The organism is Actinopolymorpha sp. B17G11, assembly GCF_040196095.1.
Lineage (GTDB): Bacteria > Actinomycetota > Actinomycetes > Propionibacteriales > Actinopolymorphaceae > Thermasporomyces.
On record NZ_JBEFTW010000007.1, the window covers coordinates 110385 to 131359 of the forward strand.

The 20975-nt window shown below is 69.2% G+C and carries 19 protein-coding genes; 9 read left to right on the forward strand and 10 right to left on the reverse strand.

The window, feature by feature from the left end; all coding sequences use genetic code 11:
- Positions 1 to 3 precede the first annotated feature (3 nt).
- The 7 genes from nirB to ABN028_RS10095 all read right to left on the reverse strand — a co-directional run bounded on the left by nirB (position 4) and on the right by ABN028_RS10095 (position 9715).
- Positions 4 to 2658, reverse strand: coding sequence for a nitrite reductase large subunit NirB (gene nirB, locus ABN028_RS10065; protein ID WP_349325412.1), 2655 nt, complete (start codon positions 2656 to 2658; stop codon positions 4 to 6).
- A complete protein-coding gene (locus tag ABN028_RS10070; RefSeq protein WP_349696410.1) occupies positions 2655 to 4127 on the reverse strand; it encodes an FAD-dependent oxidoreductase in 1473 nt (490 codons plus the stop codon). The genes nirB and ABN028_RS10070 overlap by 4 nt, the downstream gene beginning before the upstream one ends.
- A gap of 62 nt (positions 4128 to 4189) precedes the next feature.
- Positions 4190 to 6346, reverse strand: a complete 2157-nt coding sequence (locus ABN028_RS10075; RefSeq protein WP_349696411.1) for a molybdopterin oxidoreductase family protein — start codon at positions 6344 to 6346, stop codon at positions 4190 to 4192.
- Between the two features lie 285 nt (positions 6347 to 6631).
- Positions 6632 to 8011, reverse strand: a complete 1380-nt coding sequence (locus ABN028_RS10080) for an MFS transporter (RefSeq protein ID WP_349325415.1) — start codon at positions 8009 to 8011, stop codon at positions 6632 to 6634.
- Positions 8012 to 8210: 199 nt separating this feature from the next.
- Positions 8211 to 8786, reverse strand: a complete 576-nt coding sequence (locus ABN028_RS10085) for a dihydrofolate reductase family protein (RefSeq protein WP_349325416.1) — start codon at positions 8784 to 8786, stop codon at positions 8211 to 8213.
- A gap of 72 nt (positions 8787 to 8858) precedes the next feature.
- Positions 8859 to 9344, reverse strand: a complete 486-nt coding sequence (locus tag ABN028_RS10090) for an SRPBCC family protein (RefSeq protein ID WP_349696412.1) — start codon at positions 9342 to 9344, stop codon at positions 8859 to 8861.
- Entirely contained in the window at positions 9341 to 9715 is a 375-nt protein-coding gene (locus tag ABN028_RS10095; protein WP_349696413.1) for an ArsR/SmtB family transcription factor, read from the reverse strand. The genes ABN028_RS10090 and ABN028_RS10095 overlap by 4 nt, the downstream gene beginning before the upstream one ends.
- 138 nt (positions 9716 to 9853) lie before the next feature.
- Between ABN028_RS10095 and ABN028_RS10100 the strand changes: the two genes are divergently transcribed.
- Positions 9854 to 10180 carry an SSI family serine proteinase inhibitor gene (locus ABN028_RS10100; protein WP_349696414.1) on the forward strand — a complete coding sequence of 109 codons (327 nt, stop codon included), beginning with the start codon at positions 9854 to 9856 and terminating at the stop codon, positions 10178 to 10180.
- A 10-nt stretch (positions 10181 to 10190) separates the two neighbouring features.
- On the opposite strand, the gene ABN028_RS10105 is transcribed toward ABN028_RS10100, so the two are convergent.
- Positions 10191 to 11561 (reverse strand): cystathionine beta-synthase, encoded by a 1371-nt coding sequence (locus ABN028_RS10105; protein ID WP_349325420.1) that lies wholly within the window; start codon positions 11559 to 11561, stop codon positions 10191 to 10193.
- Positions 11562 to 11891: 330 nt separating this feature from the next.
- Between ABN028_RS10105 and ABN028_RS10110 the strand changes: the two genes are divergently transcribed.
- From ABN028_RS10110 to ABN028_RS10145, 8 genes are all read left to right on the forward strand, one after another.
- A complete protein-coding gene (locus tag ABN028_RS10110; RefSeq protein WP_349325421.1) occupies positions 11892 to 12902 on the forward strand; it encodes an SGNH/GDSL hydrolase family protein in 1011 nt (336 codons plus the stop codon).
- Positions 12903 to 13039: 137 nt separating this feature from the next.
- Positions 13040 to 13489 (forward strand): nitroreductase family deazaflavin-dependent oxidoreductase, encoded by a 450-nt coding sequence (locus ABN028_RS10115; RefSeq protein WP_349325422.1) that lies wholly within the window; start codon positions 13040 to 13042, stop codon positions 13487 to 13489.
- Positions 13490 to 13496: 7 nt separating this feature from the next.
- Positions 13497 to 14162 carry an SIMPL domain-containing protein gene (locus ABN028_RS10120; protein ID WP_349325423.1) on the forward strand — a complete coding sequence of 222 codons (666 nt, stop codon included), beginning with the start codon at positions 13497 to 13499 and terminating at the stop codon, positions 14160 to 14162.
- A 449-nt stretch (positions 14163 to 14611) separates the two neighbouring features.
- On the forward strand, positions 14612 to 15721 hold the full coding sequence (locus tag ABN028_RS10125; protein ID WP_349696415.1) for a radical SAM protein: 1110 nt from the start codon (positions 14612 to 14614) through the stop codon (positions 15719 to 15721).
- A gap of 49 nt (positions 15722 to 15770) precedes the next feature.
- Positions 15771 to 16994 carry an acetyl-CoA C-acetyltransferase gene (locus tag ABN028_RS10130; RefSeq protein WP_349325964.1) on the forward strand — a complete coding sequence of 408 codons (1224 nt, stop codon included), beginning with the start codon at positions 15771 to 15773 and terminating at the stop codon, positions 16992 to 16994.
- Positions 16995 to 17175: 181 nt separating this feature from the next.
- Entirely contained in the window at positions 17176 to 17652 is a 477-nt protein-coding gene (locus tag ABN028_RS10135; protein WP_349325425.1) for a PPOX class F420-dependent oxidoreductase, read from the forward strand.
- Positions 17653 to 17794: 142 nt separating this feature from the next.
- Complete coding sequence (locus ABN028_RS10140) at positions 17795 to 18025, forward strand: DUF4287 domain-containing protein (protein WP_349325426.1); 231 nt, start codon at positions 17795 to 17797, stop codon at positions 18023 to 18025.
- Between the two features lie 25 nt (positions 18026 to 18050).
- Positions 18051 to 18461: a PPOX class F420-dependent oxidoreductase gene (locus ABN028_RS10145; RefSeq protein WP_349325427.1), complete on the forward strand. Its 411-nt coding sequence runs from the start codon at positions 18051 to 18053 to the stop codon at positions 18459 to 18461.
- A 273-nt stretch (positions 18462 to 18734) separates the two neighbouring features.
- Here ABN028_RS10145 and ABN028_RS10150 read toward each other — a convergent pair whose 3' ends face one another.
- Both ABN028_RS10150 and ABN028_RS10155 read right to left on the reverse strand, forming a co-directional pair.
- Entirely contained in the window at positions 18735 to 19556 is an 822-nt protein-coding gene (locus tag ABN028_RS10150) for a Bax inhibitor-1/YccA family protein (RefSeq protein WP_349696416.1), read from the reverse strand.
- A gap of 76 nt (positions 19557 to 19632) precedes the next feature.
- The gene (locus ABN028_RS10155; RefSeq protein WP_349325429.1) at positions 19633 to 20973 is read right to left on the reverse strand and encodes an MFS transporter; all 1341 of its coding nucleotides are present in this window, start codon (positions 20971 to 20973) and stop codon (positions 19633 to 19635) included.
- Positions 20974 to 20975 lie beyond the last annotated feature (2 nt).

The following is a 20975-nucleotide window of genomic DNA, read 5'->3' on the forward strand; positions in this document are numbered from 1 at the left end:
CTGTCAACCTCCTGTTGCGGACGTCTCGACGCGGCCGGCCGGGCCACGCCCTCCGTTGGTCGGGGCGTGCTCTGCGTTGGTCGCACCGATGTTCAGCGTGGGTCCGGCGATGAGGGTGGGCGAGTCGGACGGGATCGGCTGCCCGCGTTCGCTCACGAACTGGATCGACGGGTCCGGGGTGTCGGGCGCGTTGACGAACGAAACGAACCGGCGGAGCTTGTCCGGGTCCTCGATGGTCGCGCGCCATTCGTCGACGTAGTTCTCGACATGGCGTTCCATCGCCTCCTCCAGCTCCGCGCAGATGCCGAGGGAGTCGTCGATGATGACCTCGCGCAGGTGGTCGAGGCCGCCGTCCATGTTCTCGATCCAGGTCGCCGTGCGTTGCAGGCGGTCGGCCGTACGGACGTAGAACATCAGGAACCGGTCGATGTAGCGCAGCAGTGTCTCGGTGTCGACGTCGGTGGCGAACAGGTCCGCGTGCCGCGGCTTGAAGCCGCCGTTGCCGCCCACGAAGAGATTCCAGCCGTTCTCGGTGGCGATGACGCCGACGTCCTTGCTCCGGGCCTCGGCACACTCGCGTGCGCACCCGGACACTGCTGCCTTGACCTTGTGCGGCGAACGCAGACCCCGGTAGCGCAGCTCCAGTGCGACGGCGAGTCCCACCGAATCCTGCACACCGTAACGGCACCAGGTCGTTCCTACGCAGGATTTCACGGTACGCAGGGCCTTGCCGTAGGCGTGCCCTGACTCGAAGCCGGCGTCGACGAGCCGCTTCCAGATCTTCGGCAGCTGCTCGACCCGCGCGCCGAACAGGTCGATCCGTTGCCCACCGGTGATCTTCGTGTAGAGGCCGAAGTCGCGGGCGACCTCGCCGATGACGATGAGCTTGTCCGGAGTGACCTCGCCGCCGGGAATTCTCGGCACCACCGAGTACGTCCCGTTGCGTTGCAGGTTGGCGAGGAAGTGGTCGTTGGTGTCCTGCAGCGCGGCCTGCTCGCCGTCGAGAATGTGTCCGTTTCCCAAGCTGGCAAGGATGGATGCGATCGCCGGCTTGCAGATATCGCAACCGCGCCCCCGGCCGTGCGTCGCCACGGTCTCCGAGAACGTCCGCAGGCCACGCACCTTGATGATGTCGAACAGCTCCTGGCGCGAGTAGTCGAAGTGCTCGCACATCGCCTTGGACTGTTCGACTCCGGCCTCTGCGAGCAGGGACTTCAGCAGGACAACGCAGGAGCCGCACCCGGTACCCGCCTTCGTACACTCCTTCAAGGCGGGCACGTCCGCACAACCGTCGCCGACCGCGGTGAGGATCTCGTCCTTGGTCACGGCATGGCACGAGCAGACCTGCGCGGTACCAGGCAGGGTTCCGTTGACCTCACCCGAGCCCAGGAAGTCGGCGAGCTTGCCCGGCAAGGGACTGTTGACACTTGCCCGAAGCGTCGCGTAGGCAGAGGCGTCACCGACCAGCATTCCGCCCAGCAGGGTCTGCGCGTCGTCTGTCAAGGCGAGCTTGGCGTAGATGCCATGGGCGGGGTCGGAGTAGACGACATCCAGCTCCCCGGTCGTGTTGCCGAAGCTCGCGACGTCGATGCCGAGCAGCTTGAGCTTGGTCGAGGTGTCGATGCGTTCGACCTTCGCTTCGCAGCTCCCGTCGGTGTCGAGGAGACGTTGCGCCACGACGTCCGCCATGGCGTTGCCGGGTGCGATGAGGCCGTAGACCCGCCCGCCGACACAGGCGACCTCGCCGATCGCGTAGATCGAGTCGTCGGAGGTTCGGCAGGTCTCGTCGACCACCACGCCACCGCGCTCGCCCATCGCGAGACCACACTCACGGGCGAGGTTGTCGCGTGGGCGTATGCCGGCCGCGAAGATCACCATGTCGACGTCGATCGCGGGCGAGGCGTCCACGTCGTCGTCGCTCCCGCTCTGTTCGCCCGAGAACACCATGCGGGCGACTGAGCCGTCGGCACCGGCTTCGATGCGCTCGGTCTTCGTCGCGGTGTGTACGTCGAGACCGAGCGCCTCGACGTGCCGGCGCAGGATCGCACCACCCGCCTCGTCGAGCTGCGTCGGCATCAGCCAGGGCGCGAACTCCACCACGTGTGTACGCAGTCCCAACAGGCGTAGGGCGTTCGCGGCCTCCAGACCGAGCAGCCCGCCACCGACGACCGCCCCGACCCGGCGCCCGGCGGCGTAGGACTCCAAGGCGATCAGATCGTCGATCGTGCGATAGACGAAGCAACCCGGCAGGTCGTGCCCCGGCACCGGAGGGACGAACGGGTACGAGCCGGTGGCGAGCACCAGGGCGTCGTAGGAATACTCCCCCACCGCCGTCGCCACCACGCGGCGCTCGCGGTCGATCCCGACCGCCGGCTCGCCGAGCCGCAGCGTGACGGCCGGATCGTCGTCGTAGAACCCCTCAGGGACAAGGGAAAGCTCCTGCGGCGTGGTCCCCTCGAAGTAGGCGGACAGCCCCACCCGGTCATACGCCGGACGGCTCTCCTCGGCGAGCACCGTGACCTGCCAGGTGCCCTCCTCGTCGCGTGCGCGGAGGGCCTCGACGAACCGCTGACCCACCATGCCGTTGCCGATGACGACCAGCTTCCGCCGTGCCGGACCCATGCTGTCCTGATGCATGTCCTCACTCCGCCCGGTCATGCGACGACCCCTTCCGGTTGCGGTGCCGACGCGGCGGAGTCCGAGCCACCCTGCTGGGCATCGGCCGCGAGAGCGGTGACGTAGCTCGCGATGGTGTCCCGGCAACTCCCGCATCCGGTACTCGCGCGGGTCGCCCCAACGACCTCGGTCGGCGTGCGGGCGCCGCCCATCCAGGCCCGGACGATCGCCCCGGCGGTCACCCCGTTGCAGCGGCACAGTGTGGTGGCCGCGGAGACCATGCCCGGCTCGGCCGCCTGCCCACCGCCGCGCGTGAACAGCAACGACCGCGGGTCGCTCGGCACCGGTGTCTCCCGGTCGAACGCCTGCGTAAGCGTCCCGACAGTGGGACTGTCGCCGAGCAGGATCGCCGCGACGACGCGCTGGTCGCGGATGACGACCTTCTGGTACGTACGCCTGGTCGGGTCGGCGAAGGTCACCACCTCCGCGCCGTCCGCGTCGACGTGCGGATCACCCATCGAGGCGAGGTCCACCCCGGACGCCTTCAGCCTGGTGACCAGGCGCGAGCCGGTGTAGTGCGCACCGCCGCCGCCGATGACCTCCGCTGCCACCCTGGCCTGTTCCCACGCTGGCTGGACCAGGCCGTAGACCTTGCCGCGATGCTCCGCGCACTCGCCGATCGCGTAGATCGACGGGTCCGACGTGCGCATCCGGTCATCGACCACGATGCCGTGGTTGACCAGCAGGCCTGCCTTGGCGGCGAGGTCGGGGTTCGGTCGTACGCCACAGGCGATCACCAGCAGGTCGGCTTCGATCTCCGTGCCGTCCTCCAGGCGCACGCCGCGCAGCCGGCCGCCACCACCGGGTTCGGTAGCGATGACCTCCTCGGTCACCGCGTCGAGGCGTACGGACACCCCGAGTTCGGCGAGGGTCGAGATGAGGATTCGGCTCGCGTCCGGGTCGATCTGGCGGTCCATCAGGTGGCCGCGGGCGTGGACCACCTCGATCTCCAGACCGCGCTGCGCGAGCCCACGGGCGGCCTCCAGCCCGAGCAGGCCGCCGCCGAGGACGACCACCTTGCGCGCCTGCTCCGCCTCGGCGAGGATCCGCCGGCAGTCGGCGAGCGTGCGGAACGTCTCGGCCCCGTCGATCAGGGTCTCGGGGTCCTTCCAGAGCCCGTCGATCGGGGGAACGATGGCGCGGCTGCCGGTCGCCAGGACGAGGGTGTCGTACCGCGTCGTCGTGCCGTCGGAGGCATGCACGGTCTTCGCCTCCGGGTCGATCGCGTCGACGTCGACGCCGGTCCGGAGGTCGAGCGCCCCGGGCGGCTCGGCCAGGGCGAGGTCCTCCTCGCCCACCTTTCCGGCAAGGAGGTTGGAGAGCAGGATCCGGTTGTACGCCCGACCCGGCTCGGTACCGAACACCACGACCGGACGGCGCGGCTCGCGGGACCGCAGCTCCGCTGCGAACCTCGCACCGGCCATGCCGTTGCCGACCACCACAACGCTCACGCGGTTTCTTGCTTCGCTGCGAACCCGCGTGCTGTGCTCACTGGTTCGCTCGCTCCGCTCGCTCACCCGTGCACCTCCGCTGTCGTGAGCTTCTCGAAGGCGCCGGCGTCGGCGGCAGCGCCTGCTTCTCGTTGCGTACGGCCGGCCACGCGTTCCAGGCGTACGGCACAGACCTTGAACTCCGGCATCCGCGACGTGGGGTCGAGCGCCGGGTTGGTGAGGGTGTTCGCCCGGCCGGCACCACCCCAGTGGAACGGCATGAACACCGTGTCGGCACGGATCGTCTCGGTCACCCGCGCGGGTGCGGTCGCCGTACCACGGCGGCTCGTCACCCGGACGTCGTCGCCGTCGGCGATGCCGTACCGCTCGGCGAGATCGGGGTGCAACTCGACGAACGCGCCAGGCGCGGCCGTATGCAGGGCGTCGATCCGCCGGGTCTGCGCGCCGCTCTGGTACTGCGCGAGCACCCGGCCGGTGGTGAGGTAGACGGGATAGTCGGCGTCGATGTCCTCGACGGCCGCTCGGTGTTCGACGGGGACGAAGCGCGCCCGGCCGTCCGGCGTCGCGAACCTGTCGAGGAACAGCCGCGGCGTCCCGGGATGCCCCGGGCCGGGACACGGCCAGAAGACACCGTCCGAGGCGTCCAGCTGGGCGTAGGTGATGCCGGAGTAGTCCGCCACTCCCCCGGCACTCGCCCGCCCGAGCTCGGCGAATGTCCGCTCCGGGTCCGGGTTGATCGCCCCACCACATCCCAGCCGGTCCGCGAGGCCGGCAAGAATCTCCAGGTCGGTGCGGACCTCGCCCGGCGGCGGGCGGAGCCGTCGGCGGCGGATCACCCGCCCTTCGAGGTTGGTCATGGTGCCGTCCTCTTCGGCCCACTGCGCGGTGGGCAGCACCACGTCGGCAAGCGCCGCCGTCTCGGACAGCACCAGGTCGGCGACGACGAGCAGGTCAAGCTCCCGGAACCGCTGCTCGACCCGCGCGGCCGCGGGTGCGGACACGACCGGATTGGTGCCGAAGACCAGCAACGCCCGCGGGCCGTCCTGGTCGCCGCCGAGGGAGTCCATCAACTCGAACGCACTCGGCCCCTTGCCCGGGATCGTGGTCGGATCCACGCCCCACACCGCCGCGACATGGGCGCGGGCGGCCGGGTCGTCGATCATCCGGTAGCCCGGCAGTTGGTCGGCCTTCTGCCCGTGCTCGCGACCGCCCTGGCCATTGCCCTGCCCGGTGAGACAGCCGTAGCCGCTGCCAGGCATACCCGGAAGGCCGAGGGCCAACGCGAGGTTGACGAACGCGCTCACCGTGTCGACACCCTTCGCGTGCTGCTCGGCGCCGCGGGCGGTGAGGATCAGCGCCCGGTCGACCTCGGCGAGGAGGCGGACGGCCTCGCGCTGCTGGCTCGCCGGTACGCCGGTCACGCGTTCGACCCGCTCGGGCCAGTAGCTCATGACGATCGGTCGTACGGCGTCGAACCCGCTCGTCCGGTTGGCGACGTACGCCCGGTCGACGTACCCCTCCATGATCGCGATGTGCAGCATGCCCAGGGCGAGCGCCAGGTCCGTGCCGGGTGTGATCTGCAGGTGCAGATCGGCCTGGCGAGCGGTTTCGGTGACCCGCGGATCGACGACGATCAGGTGGCCGCCGTTCTCATTCTGGGCGCTGAGGTACTGCAGGAACGGTGGCATCGTCTCGGCGACGTTGGCGCCGGCCAGCATGACCGTGCCCGCCTCGGCAATGTCGCTCACCGGGAACGGCAGCCCGCGGTCGAGGCCGAACGCCTTGTTCCCGGCGGCGGCGGCCGACGACATGCAGAACCGGCCGTTGTAGTCGATGTTCTTCGTTCGTAGGACGACGCGGGCGAACTTCCCGAGCGCGTACGCCTTCTCGTTGGTCAGCCCACCGCCACCGAGGACGGCCACCGTGTCCGTGTCGTGGTCGCCCTGGAGCCGGCGGAGGTTGGTCGCGATGAACGACAACGCCTCGTCCCACGAAGCCGGTTCGAGAGGATCGCCGCGCCGCCAGCGGATGAGTGGGGTGGTGAGCCGGTGGGTGGAGGTGAGGAGTTCGGCCGAGGTCCAGCCCTTCTGACACAGCCCGCCGCGGTTACTGCCGGCGGGGCGCGGCGTCACCTGCACCGTGCCTGAAGCCGCGCCGTTCGCCAGGTACATGCCACACTGCAGTGCGCAGTATGGGCAGTGCGTCGCGGCTCGGGACATATCGTCGAGCGTGCGCTGGGGCGGTTTCGAGCCTGCTTCCCTTCTGTTTCCGGACTGCTAACGACCCCTCACTTCACGCCTGACCTGCTGGGGAACCACCTGGGTGTCGGAATGATCACGCATGCGTGATCATTCCCCGCGAAACACGGTGAATTCGCCCTGCATCGAGGCGTGCATCGTCACCGAGCGCGGCACCGATCGGCCAGGCCAGAGACGACAGCGCCGCCTGACCGGGCCCGAGGCCGGTCAGGCGGCGCGAGAATCACGCGTCCTTGCGTACTCCCGTCAGACCGAGGCTTTCGCGAGGCTCGGCGCCACCGACACCAGCAGCTGCCGGCGTAGGTAGAACCACCAGGTCACCGCGAAGCAGACCGCGTAGAAGATCGCATACGCAATGACTGCCGTGGCCACGGATCCGGTCGACGCGAGCGACATGCCGTACGCCCGCGGGATCAGGAAGCCGCCGAACGCACCGACCGCGGAGATGATCCCGATCGCCGCGCCTGCCTCGGTCAGACTGATCTTGAGTGCGTTCGGGATGCCCGCCGCCCGGTCGCGCTCACCGTAGTTCCGGAAGATCGCGGGAATCATCCGGTACGTCGAGCCGTTGCCCACCCCGCTTGCGCCGAACAGCACGGCGAACGCAGCCATGAACAGCCCGATCGAATGTGAGTTCACGGCCGTCAACAGCACCAGCATGCCGCCCACCATGGCGACGAAGACCCAGAGCGTGACTCGGGCGCCACCGATCCGGTCAGCGAGCCAGCCGCCAACCGGCCGGATCAGAGAGCCGAGCATCGCGCCGAGGAAGGCGTACTTCAGCGCGGTCGACTCCGGGAACACGGTCTTGGCGAGCAGCGGGTAGGCCGCCGTGTAGCCGACGAACGAGCCGAACGTCCCGATGTAGAGGAACGCCATCACCCAGGTGTGCGGGCGTTTGCACGCACCCAGCTGGCCCTGGACCGGCGCCTTGGACACTGTGAGGTTGTCCATGAACAACCAGGCGCCGATCGCCGCAGCTGCGATGAGCGGCATCCACATCAGACCGGCGTTCGCAAGGGACAGCCCACCACCGATCGCGACCACCATCGGCACACCGAACTGGACGGTGCTGGTCCCGAGGTTGCCACCGGCGGCGTTGAGACCGAGACCGAGCCCCTTGCTGCGCTCGGGGTAGAAGAACGAGATGTTGGTCATCGACGAGGCGAAGTTGCCGCCGCCGAAGCCAGCGGTGGCCGCGACGATGAGGAACATCCAGAACGGCGTCGCCGGGTTGCTCACCGCGATCACGAGGAGCGTGGTCGGGATGGCGAGGAGCAGCGCGCTCACGACCGTCCAGTTGCGACCGCCGAACTTCGGCACCGCGAACGTGTACGGCAGTCGCAGCGTCGAGCCGATCAGGTTCGGCAGCGCCACCAGCCAGAACAACTGGTCGACGGTGAAGTTGAACCCCGCGGCCGGCAGGCTGACGACCACGACGCTCCACAGCAGCCAGACGGAGAAGCCGAGGTGTTCGGCGAAGATCGAGAAGATGAGGTTCCGGGTCGCCACCCTGCGGCCGGTCGTCATCCAGAAGGTTTCGTCCTCGGGCTCCCAGTGGTCGATCCAGCGACCCTTGGGTTTGGCCGCCTTCGGCGGCACAGTTTTGGTGTCGAGGCTCGTCACGTGGTCCTCCCGGCATATGGGCATCCTGGTCCCCAGTGCCGGTGACGCTATGAATCCCCTGTTTCGTCGAAGTGACGCCCGAGCCCGAATGGGGGTAAAAGAGCCCGCACATGACCCACACGACGGCCGTGAGAAGTCGCGACCGGCGCCACCAGGCGCCCTTCTGGAGGGAGCCCTGGCGGCACCGAGCGACTTTGCTTCACTCCGCTCCGGGTGCCTGGGTGGGCGCGTAGATCAGCCGTACGACGCCGGTCGGGAAGGCCTCGCTCTTCAGCAGCCGCAGGTGGTAGGCCGGCTCGCCGTCGTCGAACAACTTCAACCCGCGCCGCGCCGCGACCGGGTGCACCAGCAGCCGCAGCTCGTCGATCAGCCCGGCCGCCAAGAGCTGGCGAACCACCGAGACCGAGCCCGGGATGAGCACACCCTTGACCGACGGGTCGGCCTTGAGAGCCCCCGCCGCCGCCACGAGGTCGCCGTCGATCAGCTCGACATTCCGCCACCCGAGCTCGAGCCGCTGCCGCGACGCGACCACCTTGCGCAGGTCGCCGATGATCTTCGCGAACACCGCGTCCTCGCCGCCCGCCGCCTCACGGTCGGGCCAGGCCCCCGCGAAGCTGTCATAGGTGACCCGGCCCAGCAGCAACGTGTCGGCAGTGCGGTAGTCCTCGTCCACGGCCGCACCCATCGCCTCGTCGAAGTACGGGAAATGCCAGCTCTCATCGGGCTCGACCACACCGTCGAGCGAAATGAACAGGGTGGAGATGATCTTGGCCATCGTGTGCTTCCTTCGGTTGTGTGAACAGGTTCGATATGCCGGCCCGCCGGTTGGCGTGGCCGGCCCGCCGGGTCAGCTGGTGAGGAGGGCGTCCATCTGACCGACCGCCTGGGCAAAGGCCTCTGGCGCGCCCGCGCGCACGACGTACTCCATCTGCTCCCGGGAGTCGAAGACCGAGCGCACCCGCATCCGGGTGCCGCCGTCGTGCTCGGTGAGCTCCATCCGCACGGTGGTGGTCGGTAGGTCGGCGACCGGTGTCCCGTCGTGGTCGGCGAACCCATCGATGAACTCCAAGGACCTCGGCGGGTCGACCGAGCTGACGCGCCACCAGCCGCGGGACCTCTCGCCCTCGGGGCCTGTCATGACGTAGGTGACCTCACCGCCGGGGCTCAGATCGTGCTCCTCCACCGTCGCCGGCCAGCTCGGCGGGCCCCACCAAAGCTCCAGCTTCCGCGGGTCGGCCCACAGCCGCCACACTCGTTCGATCGGGGCGTCGAAGTCGGCGACCAGGGTCAGGGTGAGGCTGTCGAAGTCCTTCTCGACGCGGGTGACACTCACCTGTCTTCTCCCGTGGTCGGCATGCTCTCTTCCGGTGCGGTGTCCCGCGCGAGCAGCCGGGACATCCGATCGACCCGCCCACGCCAGGCGGTCTCGAGCTGGTCGAGGGCGTGCCGCGCCCGGCGTACGGCATCGGGGTTGGTCCGTACGCGCTGCTCCCGTCCGCTGCGCTGCTTGGTGACCAGACCGGCCCGCTCCAGCACCGCGACGTGTTTCTGTACCGCGGCGAAGCTCATCGGGTAGGCCTCTGCCAGGTGCGACACCGACGGCTGGCCACGGACGCAGCGGTGGAGGATGTCCCGGCGGGTGGTGTCGGCCAGCGCGTGGAAGAGGTGGTCCACGGCCTCGTCAGACAACTCATCTACAACCATTTGGTTGTAGATTAGCCCGACGCCCACACCCTGTAAAGCGCGTCGACATCGCGTTGTCCCTGTGGGCCGCAGGAACCCGGTCACCCCGACCCGACCCGCCGACGCTTTCGCCCAGTCGCCGGGCGGTTGGATAGGTCCATGAGCACCGCGAGCACCGCACGCACCCGGCTCCGGATCACCGTGTGGGCCAACCCGGACGTGCCCCCACGGACCTGGGAACTCACCGAGGACCCACCCGGCGGTACGCATCCGCGGCCCGACGCCGCGATCAGCGCGATCGAGGCGGCGAAACACCCCTTCGCCCCCGTACCCGCCGACGCCATGTGCACCCAGATCTACGGCGGACCCGCTCGCGCCACGGTCGAGGGCACCTGGCGCGGACAGCGAGTTTCCGCGTCGTACGACAAGCGCAACGGCTGCGAGATCGCCCGCTGGAAGGCACTCAGCGCCGTCCTGGACGCGTGAGGCTCAACCGTCACGCCCCGCCGGCGAGGTAGCTCAGCAGGTCCTGGCGGGTGAGAACGCCGACCGGCTTGCCGTCATCGAGTACCAGCAGCGCGTCGGCGTTCTCGAGCAGGCTGACCGCGGTAGACACCGGCTCTCCCGCACCCAACGACGGCAGCGGCGGCGACATGTGTTGCTCGACCGCGTCTGCCAGGCGTGCCTGGCCGGAGAACAGGGCCTCGAGCAGGTGCCGCTCGTGCACCGAACCGGCCACCTCGGCCGCCATCACCGGCGGCTCGGCGCGGACGACCGGCATCTGCGATACGGCGTACTCCCGGAGGATGTCGATCGCCTCGGCGATCGTCTCGTTCGGGTGGGTGTGGACAAGGGGCGGCATCGCGCCGGTCTTGCGGCGGAGCACCTCGCCGACCGTCTCGGTGCTCTCGGTGTCGAGGAAACCGTAGTGCGCGAGCCAGTCGTCGTCGAAGACCTTCGACAGGTAGCCGCGCCCACCGTCAGGCAGCAGCACGACGACCACGCCGTCCGGGCCCGCCTCCCGCGCGACCTGCACGGCGGCCGCCACCGCCATGCCGGACGACCCGCCGACGAGCAGTGCCTCCTCGCGGGCGAGCCGGCGGGTCATGGCGAACGAGTCGTCGTCGGATACGGCGATCACCCGGTCGCAGATGCCGGTGTCGTACGTCCTCGGCCAGAAGTCCTCGCCCACACCCTCCACGAGGTAGGGGCGTCCGGTTCCGCCGGAATAGACCGACCCCTCGGGGTCAGCGCCGACGATCTGGACCCGGCCGTCGCTGACCTCCTTGAGGTACCGGCCGACGCCGGAGATCGTCCCGCCGGTCCCGATGCCCGCGACGAAGTGGGTGATCCGGCCGTCGGTCTGCTCCCAGAGCTCCGGCCCGGTCTGTTCGTAGTGCGAGAGGGGATTGTTCGCGTTGGAGTACTGGTCAGGCTTCCACGCGCCGTTGATCTCCTTCACCAGGCGGTCGGAGACGGAGTAGTAGGAGTCCGGATGATCAGGGGGTACGGCGGTGGGGCAGACCACGACCTCGGCGCCGTAGGCCGACAGGACGTTGCGCTTGTCCTCACTCACCTTGTCAGGGCAGACGAAAACGCAGTGGTAGCCCTTCTGCTGGGCGACGATCGCGAGGCCGACGCCGGTGTTGCCGCTGGTCGGCTCGACGATCGTGCCGCCGGACCGCAGCGCACCCTCGCGTTCGGCCGCCTCGACCATGCGGAGCGCGATCCGGTCCTTCACGCTGCCACCGGGATTGAAGTACTCGACCTTCGCGAGCAGCAGGCCCGCGACATCCTCCGCACATCGGGTCAACCGGAGCAACGGGGTATTGCCGACGAGGGACAGCAGCGAGTCGTGGTATTGCACGCCTGCACTCTAATGTCGGGCTGCTCGGTCCGGTCGCCGCGGCGTCGATCCGGCGCGTCCCGCAACCTGAGCGCGCTGCCAGGACTGACAATAGGACAGGAGGGAAGTACGTCGGGGAGTCCTTGTTTCGGTACGGATGTGGCGGATTCGCCATGTGCGTTCGCCGCCTGCTGTCACCAGCCAGTGGCGTAGCGTGCCGCCGGAATCCCGGCAAGGCCCCGGTTCGTTGAGCCTCCAGGGGTTTCAGGAGACTGTCCGGCTCGACACAACCTCGTAACCGAAGCGCCCGGCCAGCGACCAGGTCAGTAAGGCCATGAAAAGGAGGACCCAGTGGGTAAGGCTCGAGCTGCACGCAAGCTGGCCGCCGCGGCGGCGGTCGGTGGAGGCGGAGCGGGTCTTCTCGGCGGCACCCTCGTCGCCGTCCTCGTGGCCGAGGCAATGCTCGCGAAGCGCACCATTGGTGCACCGGTGGGCCATCCGCCCTTCGCCGACGGACGTTACGGCGAGGGCAGTGCGGACCCGATCTCGTTCGCGGTTCTCGGCGACTCCACCGCGTGCGGCTTCGGCGTCGCGACCGCCGACGAGACACCCGGCGGGCTCCTTGCGACCGGCCTGGCCGCTCTGTCCGCACGTCCGGTCGACCTGCGGGTCGTCGCGGTGTCCGGCGCAGAGACCGACGACCTCGACCGCCAGGTCGGCCTGGCACTCGCCGCCAAGCCGCATGTCGCTCTCGTGATCATCGGCGCCAACGACGTCACCCACCGCACCCTTCCTTCGGAGTCGGTACGCCTGCTCGTCCAGGGCGTACGCCGGCTGCGTGACGCCGGCTGCGAGGTCGTCGTCGGCACCTGTCCCGACCTGGGCACGGTCGAGCCGCTGGCGTTCCCACTCCGCCAGCTCGCCCGGCGGTGGAGCCAGCGGTTGGCGGCGGCCCAGACGATCGCCTGCGTCGAGGCAGGCGCGCGCACGGTCTCGCTCGGGTCACTGCTCGGACCGGAGTTCGCCGCGGCCCCCAGGGAGCTGTTCGGACCGGACCGCTTCCACCCGTCGGCAACCGGCTACGCGAGTGCGGCCGTCGCGCTCCTCCCCTCGCTCGCCGCGGCGCTCGGCCACTGGCCGGAGGACGAGGAGGGCGACGTCTCCCTCGGCGACGGGCAGATCCTCCCGATCTCCTTCGCCGCGATCCGCGCCGCCCGCGATCCCGGCACCGAGGTCGCGGCCGCCGATGTCGCTGGTGCCGAGTCCGGGCCCCGCGGGCGGTGGGCGCTGCTGCGACAGCGCCGGCAGACCGGGGCGGCACCTGTCGACAGCATCTTCTCCACCGAGCGCGAGACCGCCTGACCGTCGCGATTTGTCACCACCGAACCTGTCACCACCGAACACGGTGGGATGAAGCCTGGCCCCGGTGACGTTGACGTGGAGGATGTCCCGGCCGCTGAAGGCGGCGGGACCTTTTCGCCAAAAGAGGAGAACGGCACATGAGCGTGAACGACGACGCCGCTGGCGCCCCCACCGACAGCCCGACCGACTGGGTGGCCGCCCACACCAAGGAGTACCTCGACTCCGATGGCGAGAAGGGCCACATCTGGTACAGGGACGCTCCGACGCTTCTTCTCACCGTGACCGGACGCAAGACCGGACAGCGCCGGCGTACTCCCCTCATCTACGGCCGCGACGGCGACGACTATCTGGTGGTCGCGTCCAAGGGAGGCTCGGACACTCCTCCGGAGTGGTACCTCAACCTGCGCGCCCATCCCGACGTCGAGGTCCAGGTAGGCAACGAACACTTCCAGGCGCGGGCGCGGGACGCCGCCCCTGAGGAGAAGCCGCGCCTGTGGGCGACGATGGCGGCGATCTGGCCCGACTACGACGAGTACCAGAAGAAGACCGACCGCCAGATCCCTGTCATCGTCCTCGAACGGCGATAATCGTGCGATGAACGCGGACATCGCCGGCTACGGCCCGCCCTTCACGGGTGTCGCCGTGGTCGGCCGTGGCGTCGTTCAGGCCGTCCCGGACATCGCGACGTTCGCTCTCGCCGCGCAGGTGACGGCACCCTCCGCAGGCGAGGCGATGAGCAAGGCGAGTGCGTCGATGGAGTCGATGGTCACTGCCGCCGCGGCCGCAGGCGTTGCCTCCTCCGATCGACAGACCCATGGCATGCAGCTGTCGTCGTACCGGAGGCGCCAGGGCGCGCCGGTGCAGCACCAGGCCGTCCAGCGGCTCCGGGTGTGGGTACGCGACGTCGACTCCGCCGGTGAGATTCTCGAACGCATCCTGGCCGCCGGCGGTGACGACGCGCAGGTGGAGGGGTCCGGGCTGACGATCAGCGACGAGCAGGCGTACGCCGACCGGGCGCGCGACCTGGCGATGGCCGACGCCCGCCACCGCGCGGAGCAGCTTGCCCGGCTCGCCGACCGGCCGCTGGGTGCCGTGCTCGCCGTCCACGAGGAATCTGGCCGGTCTTCCGTGGCCAGAAGGTCGGCGAAGTTCGCGGCGGCCGATGCCGTGGCGCTGGCTGCTTCGGCATCGGCACCGGTGGAGGCGGGGGAGATCGAGCTCACCGTCCTGGTCGCGGTGGAATTCGGCTGGGCCGACTGACCAGAGCACCGAATGGCGTGGGCGACCTGAACGGATGGTCCACCGTGGGCCACGCCGGGCCAGCGACTGGCGGACCCGAACTACTACGCGGACCCGTTCGGCCGGCCTCGGCCATGATCAAGCGCGGGAAGCCAGTGGTTTCGACCCGCCCAGACCACCGGTCTGCTACGCATGATCACGAGACGCCGGCCCCGACCAAGGTGGGGACGCAGGGCCGGCAACGCGTTTGACCTCGAAGGCCACGCACCACCACAATGGCTCGCATGTGACGCGCTGACCGGCCCCTCCGACCGGTCCTTCCTCGTGCCCGTCGTTCTCCCGGCGCCTTCGGCCTCTGAGCCGCGCCTGTCTCGACGTGGGCGCGTCACGTGCCGTTCGCATGGGCCTTTCCCGACCTGGATACGTTCGTTCCCCCCCTGTCTGGAGGCCCCACGGATGCGTGCGTTCACGTGCTACCGGCTCTGTCGCGGACCCGGTACGCCGCCCTGCAGGAGTTCCTCGCCGACTCCGGAGAGCCTTCGTACCGGCTGAAGCAGATCCTCCGCGCCGTCCACCGGCGCGGCATCACCGAACCCGCCCGGATGGCCGAACTCCCGGCCCGCCTGCGCGAACGCCTCACCGCCGAGTTCGGCCCTTCGTTGCTGGGACTCACCCCGATCGCCACGCAGCAAGGCGATCAGGTCGAGAAGGTGTTGCTCGAGAGCCGCCAGGGTGCGCGGATCGAGACGGTGTACTCGCGCTACAGCACGGGCTGGACCTCCCTGTGCGTGTCGACGCAGGTGGGGTGCGGACTCGGCTGCACGTTCTGCGCCACCGGCGCGGTCGGCCTTGTCCGCAACCTCGCGGCCGACGAGATCTGCGACCAGGTACTCCATTTCGCACATCGGCAAGGCGGGGTTGACAGCGTGTCGTTCATGGGGATGGGTGAGGCGCTGGCCAACCCGCACACCTTCACCGCTCTGGATCTCCTGCAGCACAAGGACTTCCACGCCATGAGCCCGCGCCGGATCACGGTGTCGACCGTCGGTTTCGCACCGGGCCTGCAACGCCTGGTGGACGACCACCCGCAGGTCAACGTGACGCTGTCGGTGCATTCGCCGTACGACGACGAACGGGCGGACATGATCCCCTTGCAACGCAGGTATCCGCTCGCCCGGTGCCTGGAGATCCTCGACGGGCATGTCACCGCGACGCGGCGGAAGGCCTATCTCGCCTACCTCCTGATCGACAACCACAACGACAGCGAGGACCACGCCCGGGCACTGGCCCACCTCGTGGGGAAGCTCGCCAGGCCCGAACTGTTCTGCGTCAACGTGATCGCCTACAACCCCGCGGCCGGTGTGACGCCAGAGTTCCGGCGGCCCAAACCCGCGCAGATCCGGCGGTTCCTGGCGGTGCTCGCCGCCGCGGGCGTACGAACGACGAAACGGCAACAGTTCGGCGATTCGCTCGAAGCGGCCTGCGGGCAGTTGCACGCCCGCTATCTCACCGTGTCGGGGGCGCCGACTCCTACCCATGACGGCGGCCGGCGTACTAGCCTCGACATTACCAAGCGGTAACTATCCGGCGGTTGAGACTGTCGCCGCGGCTCACGGAGGGACCACGCTCATGTCCGACGCTGTCATCGTCGCCACCGCCCGCACTCCCATCGGTCGCGCGGGCAAGGGCTCGCTGACCGGCGTCCGACCCGACGACCTGGCGGCGTTCGCCATCCAGGCCGCACTGGCCAAGGTTCCGCAGCTGGAACCCACCGCCATCGACGACATCTACCTCGGCTGTGCAGAGCCGCGCGACGAACACGGCGGCAACATGGCCCGGCGGGTCGCCGTCCAACTCGGTCTCGACACGGTGCCGGCGGTGACGGTCAACCGGTTCTGCGCCTCGAGTGCGCAGACCGCGCGGATGGCGTTCCACGCCATCAAGGCTGGTGAGGGCGAGGTCTTCGTCTCGGCCGGGGTGGAGTGCGTGTCGCGCTACAGCGGATTCGGCAGCGCCGGCGTGGACCCGGTGGAGACCCAGAACCCGCTGTTCGCCACCGCGAGGGCGCGCACGGCGGAGTACGCCGAAACCAACGCCACCTGGCACGACCCGCGCGACGACGGCCAACTCCCGGACATCTACGTCGCGATGGGCCAGACCGCCGAGAACCTCGCCACGTCGCGTGGAGTGGGCCGGGCGATCCAGGACGAGTTCGGGGTGCGTTCGCAGAACCTCGCCGAGGAGGCGGTGAAGGCCGGCTTCTTCGCCCGCGAGATCACGCCGTACGCCCTGGCCGACGGCACGCTCGTCGACGCCGACGACGGCCCGCGGTTCGGCACCACGCTGGAGAAGGTCGCCGGGCTGCAGCCGGTCTTTCGACAGAACGGCACCATCACCGCCGGCAACTGCTGCCCGCTCAACGACGGTGCCGCCGCGGTGGTCATCATGGCGGCCGACACCGCCGAGCGGCGCGGCATCACCCCGCTGGCCCGAATCGTCGCCACCGCCGCCTCCGCGCTCTCGCCGGAGATCATGGGGCTCGGCCCGGTCGAGGCCAGCCGGCGCGCCCTGACCCGCGCCGGCATGACGATCGACGACATCGACCTGGTGGAGATCAACGAAGCGTTCGCCGCCCAGGTCATCCCGTCCGCCGAGGACCTCGGCATCGGATGGGACAAGCTCAACGTGCACGGGGGCGCGATCGCGCTCGGGCATCCGTTCGGCATGACTGGCGCCCGCATCATGACGACGCTGCTCAACGGCCTGCAGTGGCGCGACAAGCAGATCGGTCTGGAGACCATGTGCGTCGGCGGCGGCCAGGGCATGGCCGTCATCCTCGAACGTCTGTCCTGACCCGGACGGCGACCCGACGACGAAAGGCGATCCACCCGCCACCGGCTCCGCTGCGGGGTGCAAATGACCACGCTGAGCATGCCAGCGGGAGCCCGACAAGGCCAGCTGAGCTGCCTGGGTCCCACAGGCATGCTCAGCGTGGTCATTTGCCGGCTCGCCGAGGGTTCTAAACTCCCTGGTCATGAGCCCATCGATTGCCACCGCCACCACGCCCGACCGGGCCGAGCTGCTGGACTTCCTGCGTACGCGCCATCAGGGCACGCTCGCGACCGTGCGCCGCGACGGCCGTCCCCAGCTGTCCCCCGTCACCTGCGGACTCAACCGCGACGACAAGATCGTGGTGTCGACCTATCCCGAACGCGCCAAGGCCGTCAATGCCCGTCGCAACCCCCAGGTCAGCATCTGCGTGATGTCGGCCGGCTGGTCCGATCCGTACGTCCAGGTCGACGGAACCGCGAAGGTGCTCGACCTGCCGGAGGCGATCGAGCCGCTGGTGGAGTACTTCCGGTGCATCAGCGGCGAGCATTCCGACTGGGACGAATACCGCGCCGCCATGCAGCGTCAGGGCAAGTGCCTCATCGAGATCGAGATCGAACGCTGGGGCCCCGTCGCCCGCGGCGGCTTCCCCGCGCGTGTCGTGGAGGCGTCCGGCTCGTAACGGCAGGGTTTCTGCCTGGATGTCGGCGTGTCGCAAGCGCCCGATTCGCCGGGTTGGGCGGAGGGGGTTGTTTCCCGTGCGTTCGTCAGGCAGTCTCGTGGGCATGGACCTACTGTGAACCCGAAACCCCCGGGAGGCCGTCATGGCTCTGAACCACTCCGAAGAGACCCATAAAAACCTCCTCGCCCGGCTCCCACGCGCAACCGGGCGCGAACTTCCCGAGTGGATCAGTGCCTTAGAAAGTGGCCCTTCGTTCCTGAGGTTCGAAGACCGGGTCAGTTGGCTCCGCAACGAGTACGGCATCGCCCACGGACACGCCACGGCGATCGTGCACGAGCACGACCTTCGCCGCGCGCAGCGCAACTTCGCCTGACCCCTCACCGACAGCCGATCGCGAGATGAACGTCGACGAGGCCCGGGCGTTCCTGCGTGACCATCATCGCGGCGTGTTGAGTACGTTCCGCGCTGACGGTATGCCGCAGCTCTCTCCGATCCTTGCCGGCCTCGACGCCGACGGCTATGCGACGGTGAGCACCCGCGAGCCGGCGTACAAGGTGCGCAACCTGCGCCGCGATCCACGCGCGGCGTTGTGCGTCTTCACCGAAGGATTCTTCGGGCCGTGGATCCAGATCGAGGGCACGGCCGACATCGTGTCGCTGCCAGAGGCGATGGACCACCTCGTCGACTACTACCGCACCGTTGCTGGTGAGCACCCGGACTGGGACGACTATCGCGCGGCGATGCGGCGGGAGGGGCGGTGCCTGATCCGCATCCGGATCGACCGAGTGGGCCCGTCCGTCTCTGGTTGAGTCCCTCGACACCACCGCCGTTCCTCACGATTCGCCCCGTGACAAACCGTGGGTGCCGGATGCGAATGACCACGCTGAGCATGCCTGTGGGTACCCGGGACACGTGCCGACGCCTGTCGGACGTCCACTGGCATGCTCAGCGTGGTCATTCGCGCAAGCCCTGGGCGAGGGCGACCGCCACCGCGGCCGTCGGTCATGCACACATGACAGAGGGCCGCCGACCGCGTGGCCGGCGACCCTCTGACGTCTCGGTTGTCGTCCTCGTCGGCGGTGTCAGTCGCCGCCGCGCAGGATGGCGAGGATCCGCAGGATCTCGATGTAGAGCCACACGAGCGTGACGGTCAGCCCGAACGCCGCGAACCAGGCGTCCTTGCTCGGCGCGCCCTGCGCGATGCCCTTCTCGACGTAGTCGAAGTCGAGCAGCAGGTTGAAGCAGGCGAGCGCGACGCCGATGATCGCGAAGACCAGGCCGATGCCGCCGAAGCCGCTGACTCCGAGGTTGATGCCGAACATCCCCAGCAGCAGGTTGACCATCACGATGAGGAAGAAGCCCATCGTCGCGGCGATGACGAAGCGCTGGAACTTCGGCGTGACCCGGATGATCCGGAACTTGTAGACGGCCAGCATCCCGGCCGACGCACAGAGCGTGCCGAGCACGGCCTGCGCCACGATCCCGGCGTCACCGCCGACGTAGGCCGTCAGCACCTTGCTGACCAGGCCGACGAAGACACCCTCGATCGCCGCGTACGACAGGATCACGGCGGGGTTGGTGATGTGCTTGAGCCCGATGACGAACCCGAGCCCTAGCCCGACGAGCGCGGCGCCGATCAGCCAACCGAAGTGCGCGGGCTGTAGCGGTTCGGCGAGGTACCACGTCGCTCCGGCCACGATGATCAGCGTGCCGAGCGTCATCGCCGTCCGGGCGACGACGTCGTCGATCGTCATCCGGTCGCGACGGGTGCCGAGGCCCTCCCGCGCGGGCGCGTTGTACATCTCCTGGAGTTGTTCTGAGGTCATGGTCGACGCTTCCGCGGCGTAGCCGGCCGACGACCGGAACGCATCGCGCCGCGAAAAGACCGGGTTCCTGCTCTGCATCGGTGGTGTCCTCCTCCGCCCAGGGCGGATCCAGTGGTGTGCGCGACATGGTAATGAATCGGCAAAGCCCCTGTCGTCACCTTGACGACGATTCGTCCATCCCCGGGGTTCCCACCGGGGGCGGTTCGCCTCCGGAGCGTACCGGTGGGCGGGAAACCGTCTCGCGGGCGATGCCGGCGAACACGCCGACGGCCAGGAGAGTCACCGTGGCGAGGACCAGGACCGCTGACCGGTATCCCACGTGGTCGACGATCCACCCCAGGCCGATCGGCCCGACGACGGCGGCAAGGTCGCCCGCGGTGCGGTAGATCCCGACGGCGGGTCCGCGTCCGTCGGCCGGCGCCACATCCGCCATGTACGCGGCCGGTGTCGGGCCGGAGAAGCCGAGGGCGACACCGGTGACGAGGACGACGGAGGCGAACCACAGCGGATCCGACGTCACCGCGTACGCCGGGAGGGCAAGACCGACCATCGCCAGCCCCGGAACGATCACCCGCTTCCGGCCGATCCGGTCCGACAGCCGGCCCGCGATCGTCACCATGATCAGGTTGACGAAGGTCACGATGCCCAGCAGCCCGCCGAACTGCCCGACACTGAGTCCGACGACGGTGTAGGCGATGATCGGAACGAGGGACTGCGTTCCCGCGAAGCGGTTGAGGAAGATCGAGAAACCGACACCACAGATCGCCAGGTAGCTCCGATCGGTGAGAAGCCGTCGTACGGCCGAACGGGCCTGCGGACGCACCGCGCGGTCCGCGTCGGCACTCGCGGGCGGGTCGGACGGTGTGCGTCCCGGCGAGGCGGTCCGCAACAGCGTCCGCCAACCGAACGTCACCACCAGCGCGGCCATCACCCCGCAGGCGAGAAACGGCGCGCGATAGCCCCAGAGTGTGGCCACCAGCCCACCGAGGGCGGGTCCGAACGCGCCGCCGATCAGTTGGAACCCCTGCAGCAGCGACATCGCGGACCCACGGTCGGCGAGCCTCGTCAGATGGACGACGAGCGTCATTCCGGAGGTGATCGCCATCCCGCCCGCGAGACCCGCCGCGAACCGCAGTCCGAGAAGGACGTCGAGTGTCGGGGCGAACGCCGTCGCGACCTGGAGCAGGACGACCGCCACCACCGACCACAACAGAAGGCGGCGCGGATCGAGGCGCTCGCACAGGATCCCCGCCGGGATGTTGACGACCAGCCGACCCACGCCGAACAGGGCGATCAGCAAGCCGAGTTGGGTGGCGTTCGCGCCGAACTCCTCGGCGTACAACGGCAGGACGGGGACGACGACGCCCCACGCCGCCTGCGTGGCCGCGACGGCGAGGCACACGATGACGAGAGGTCGTCCGGCGGAGCGCAGCCGACCGGAGATGCGGTGGCGAATCCCACGACTCCCGCGGGCGGATCCCGACCACCGTCCCACCG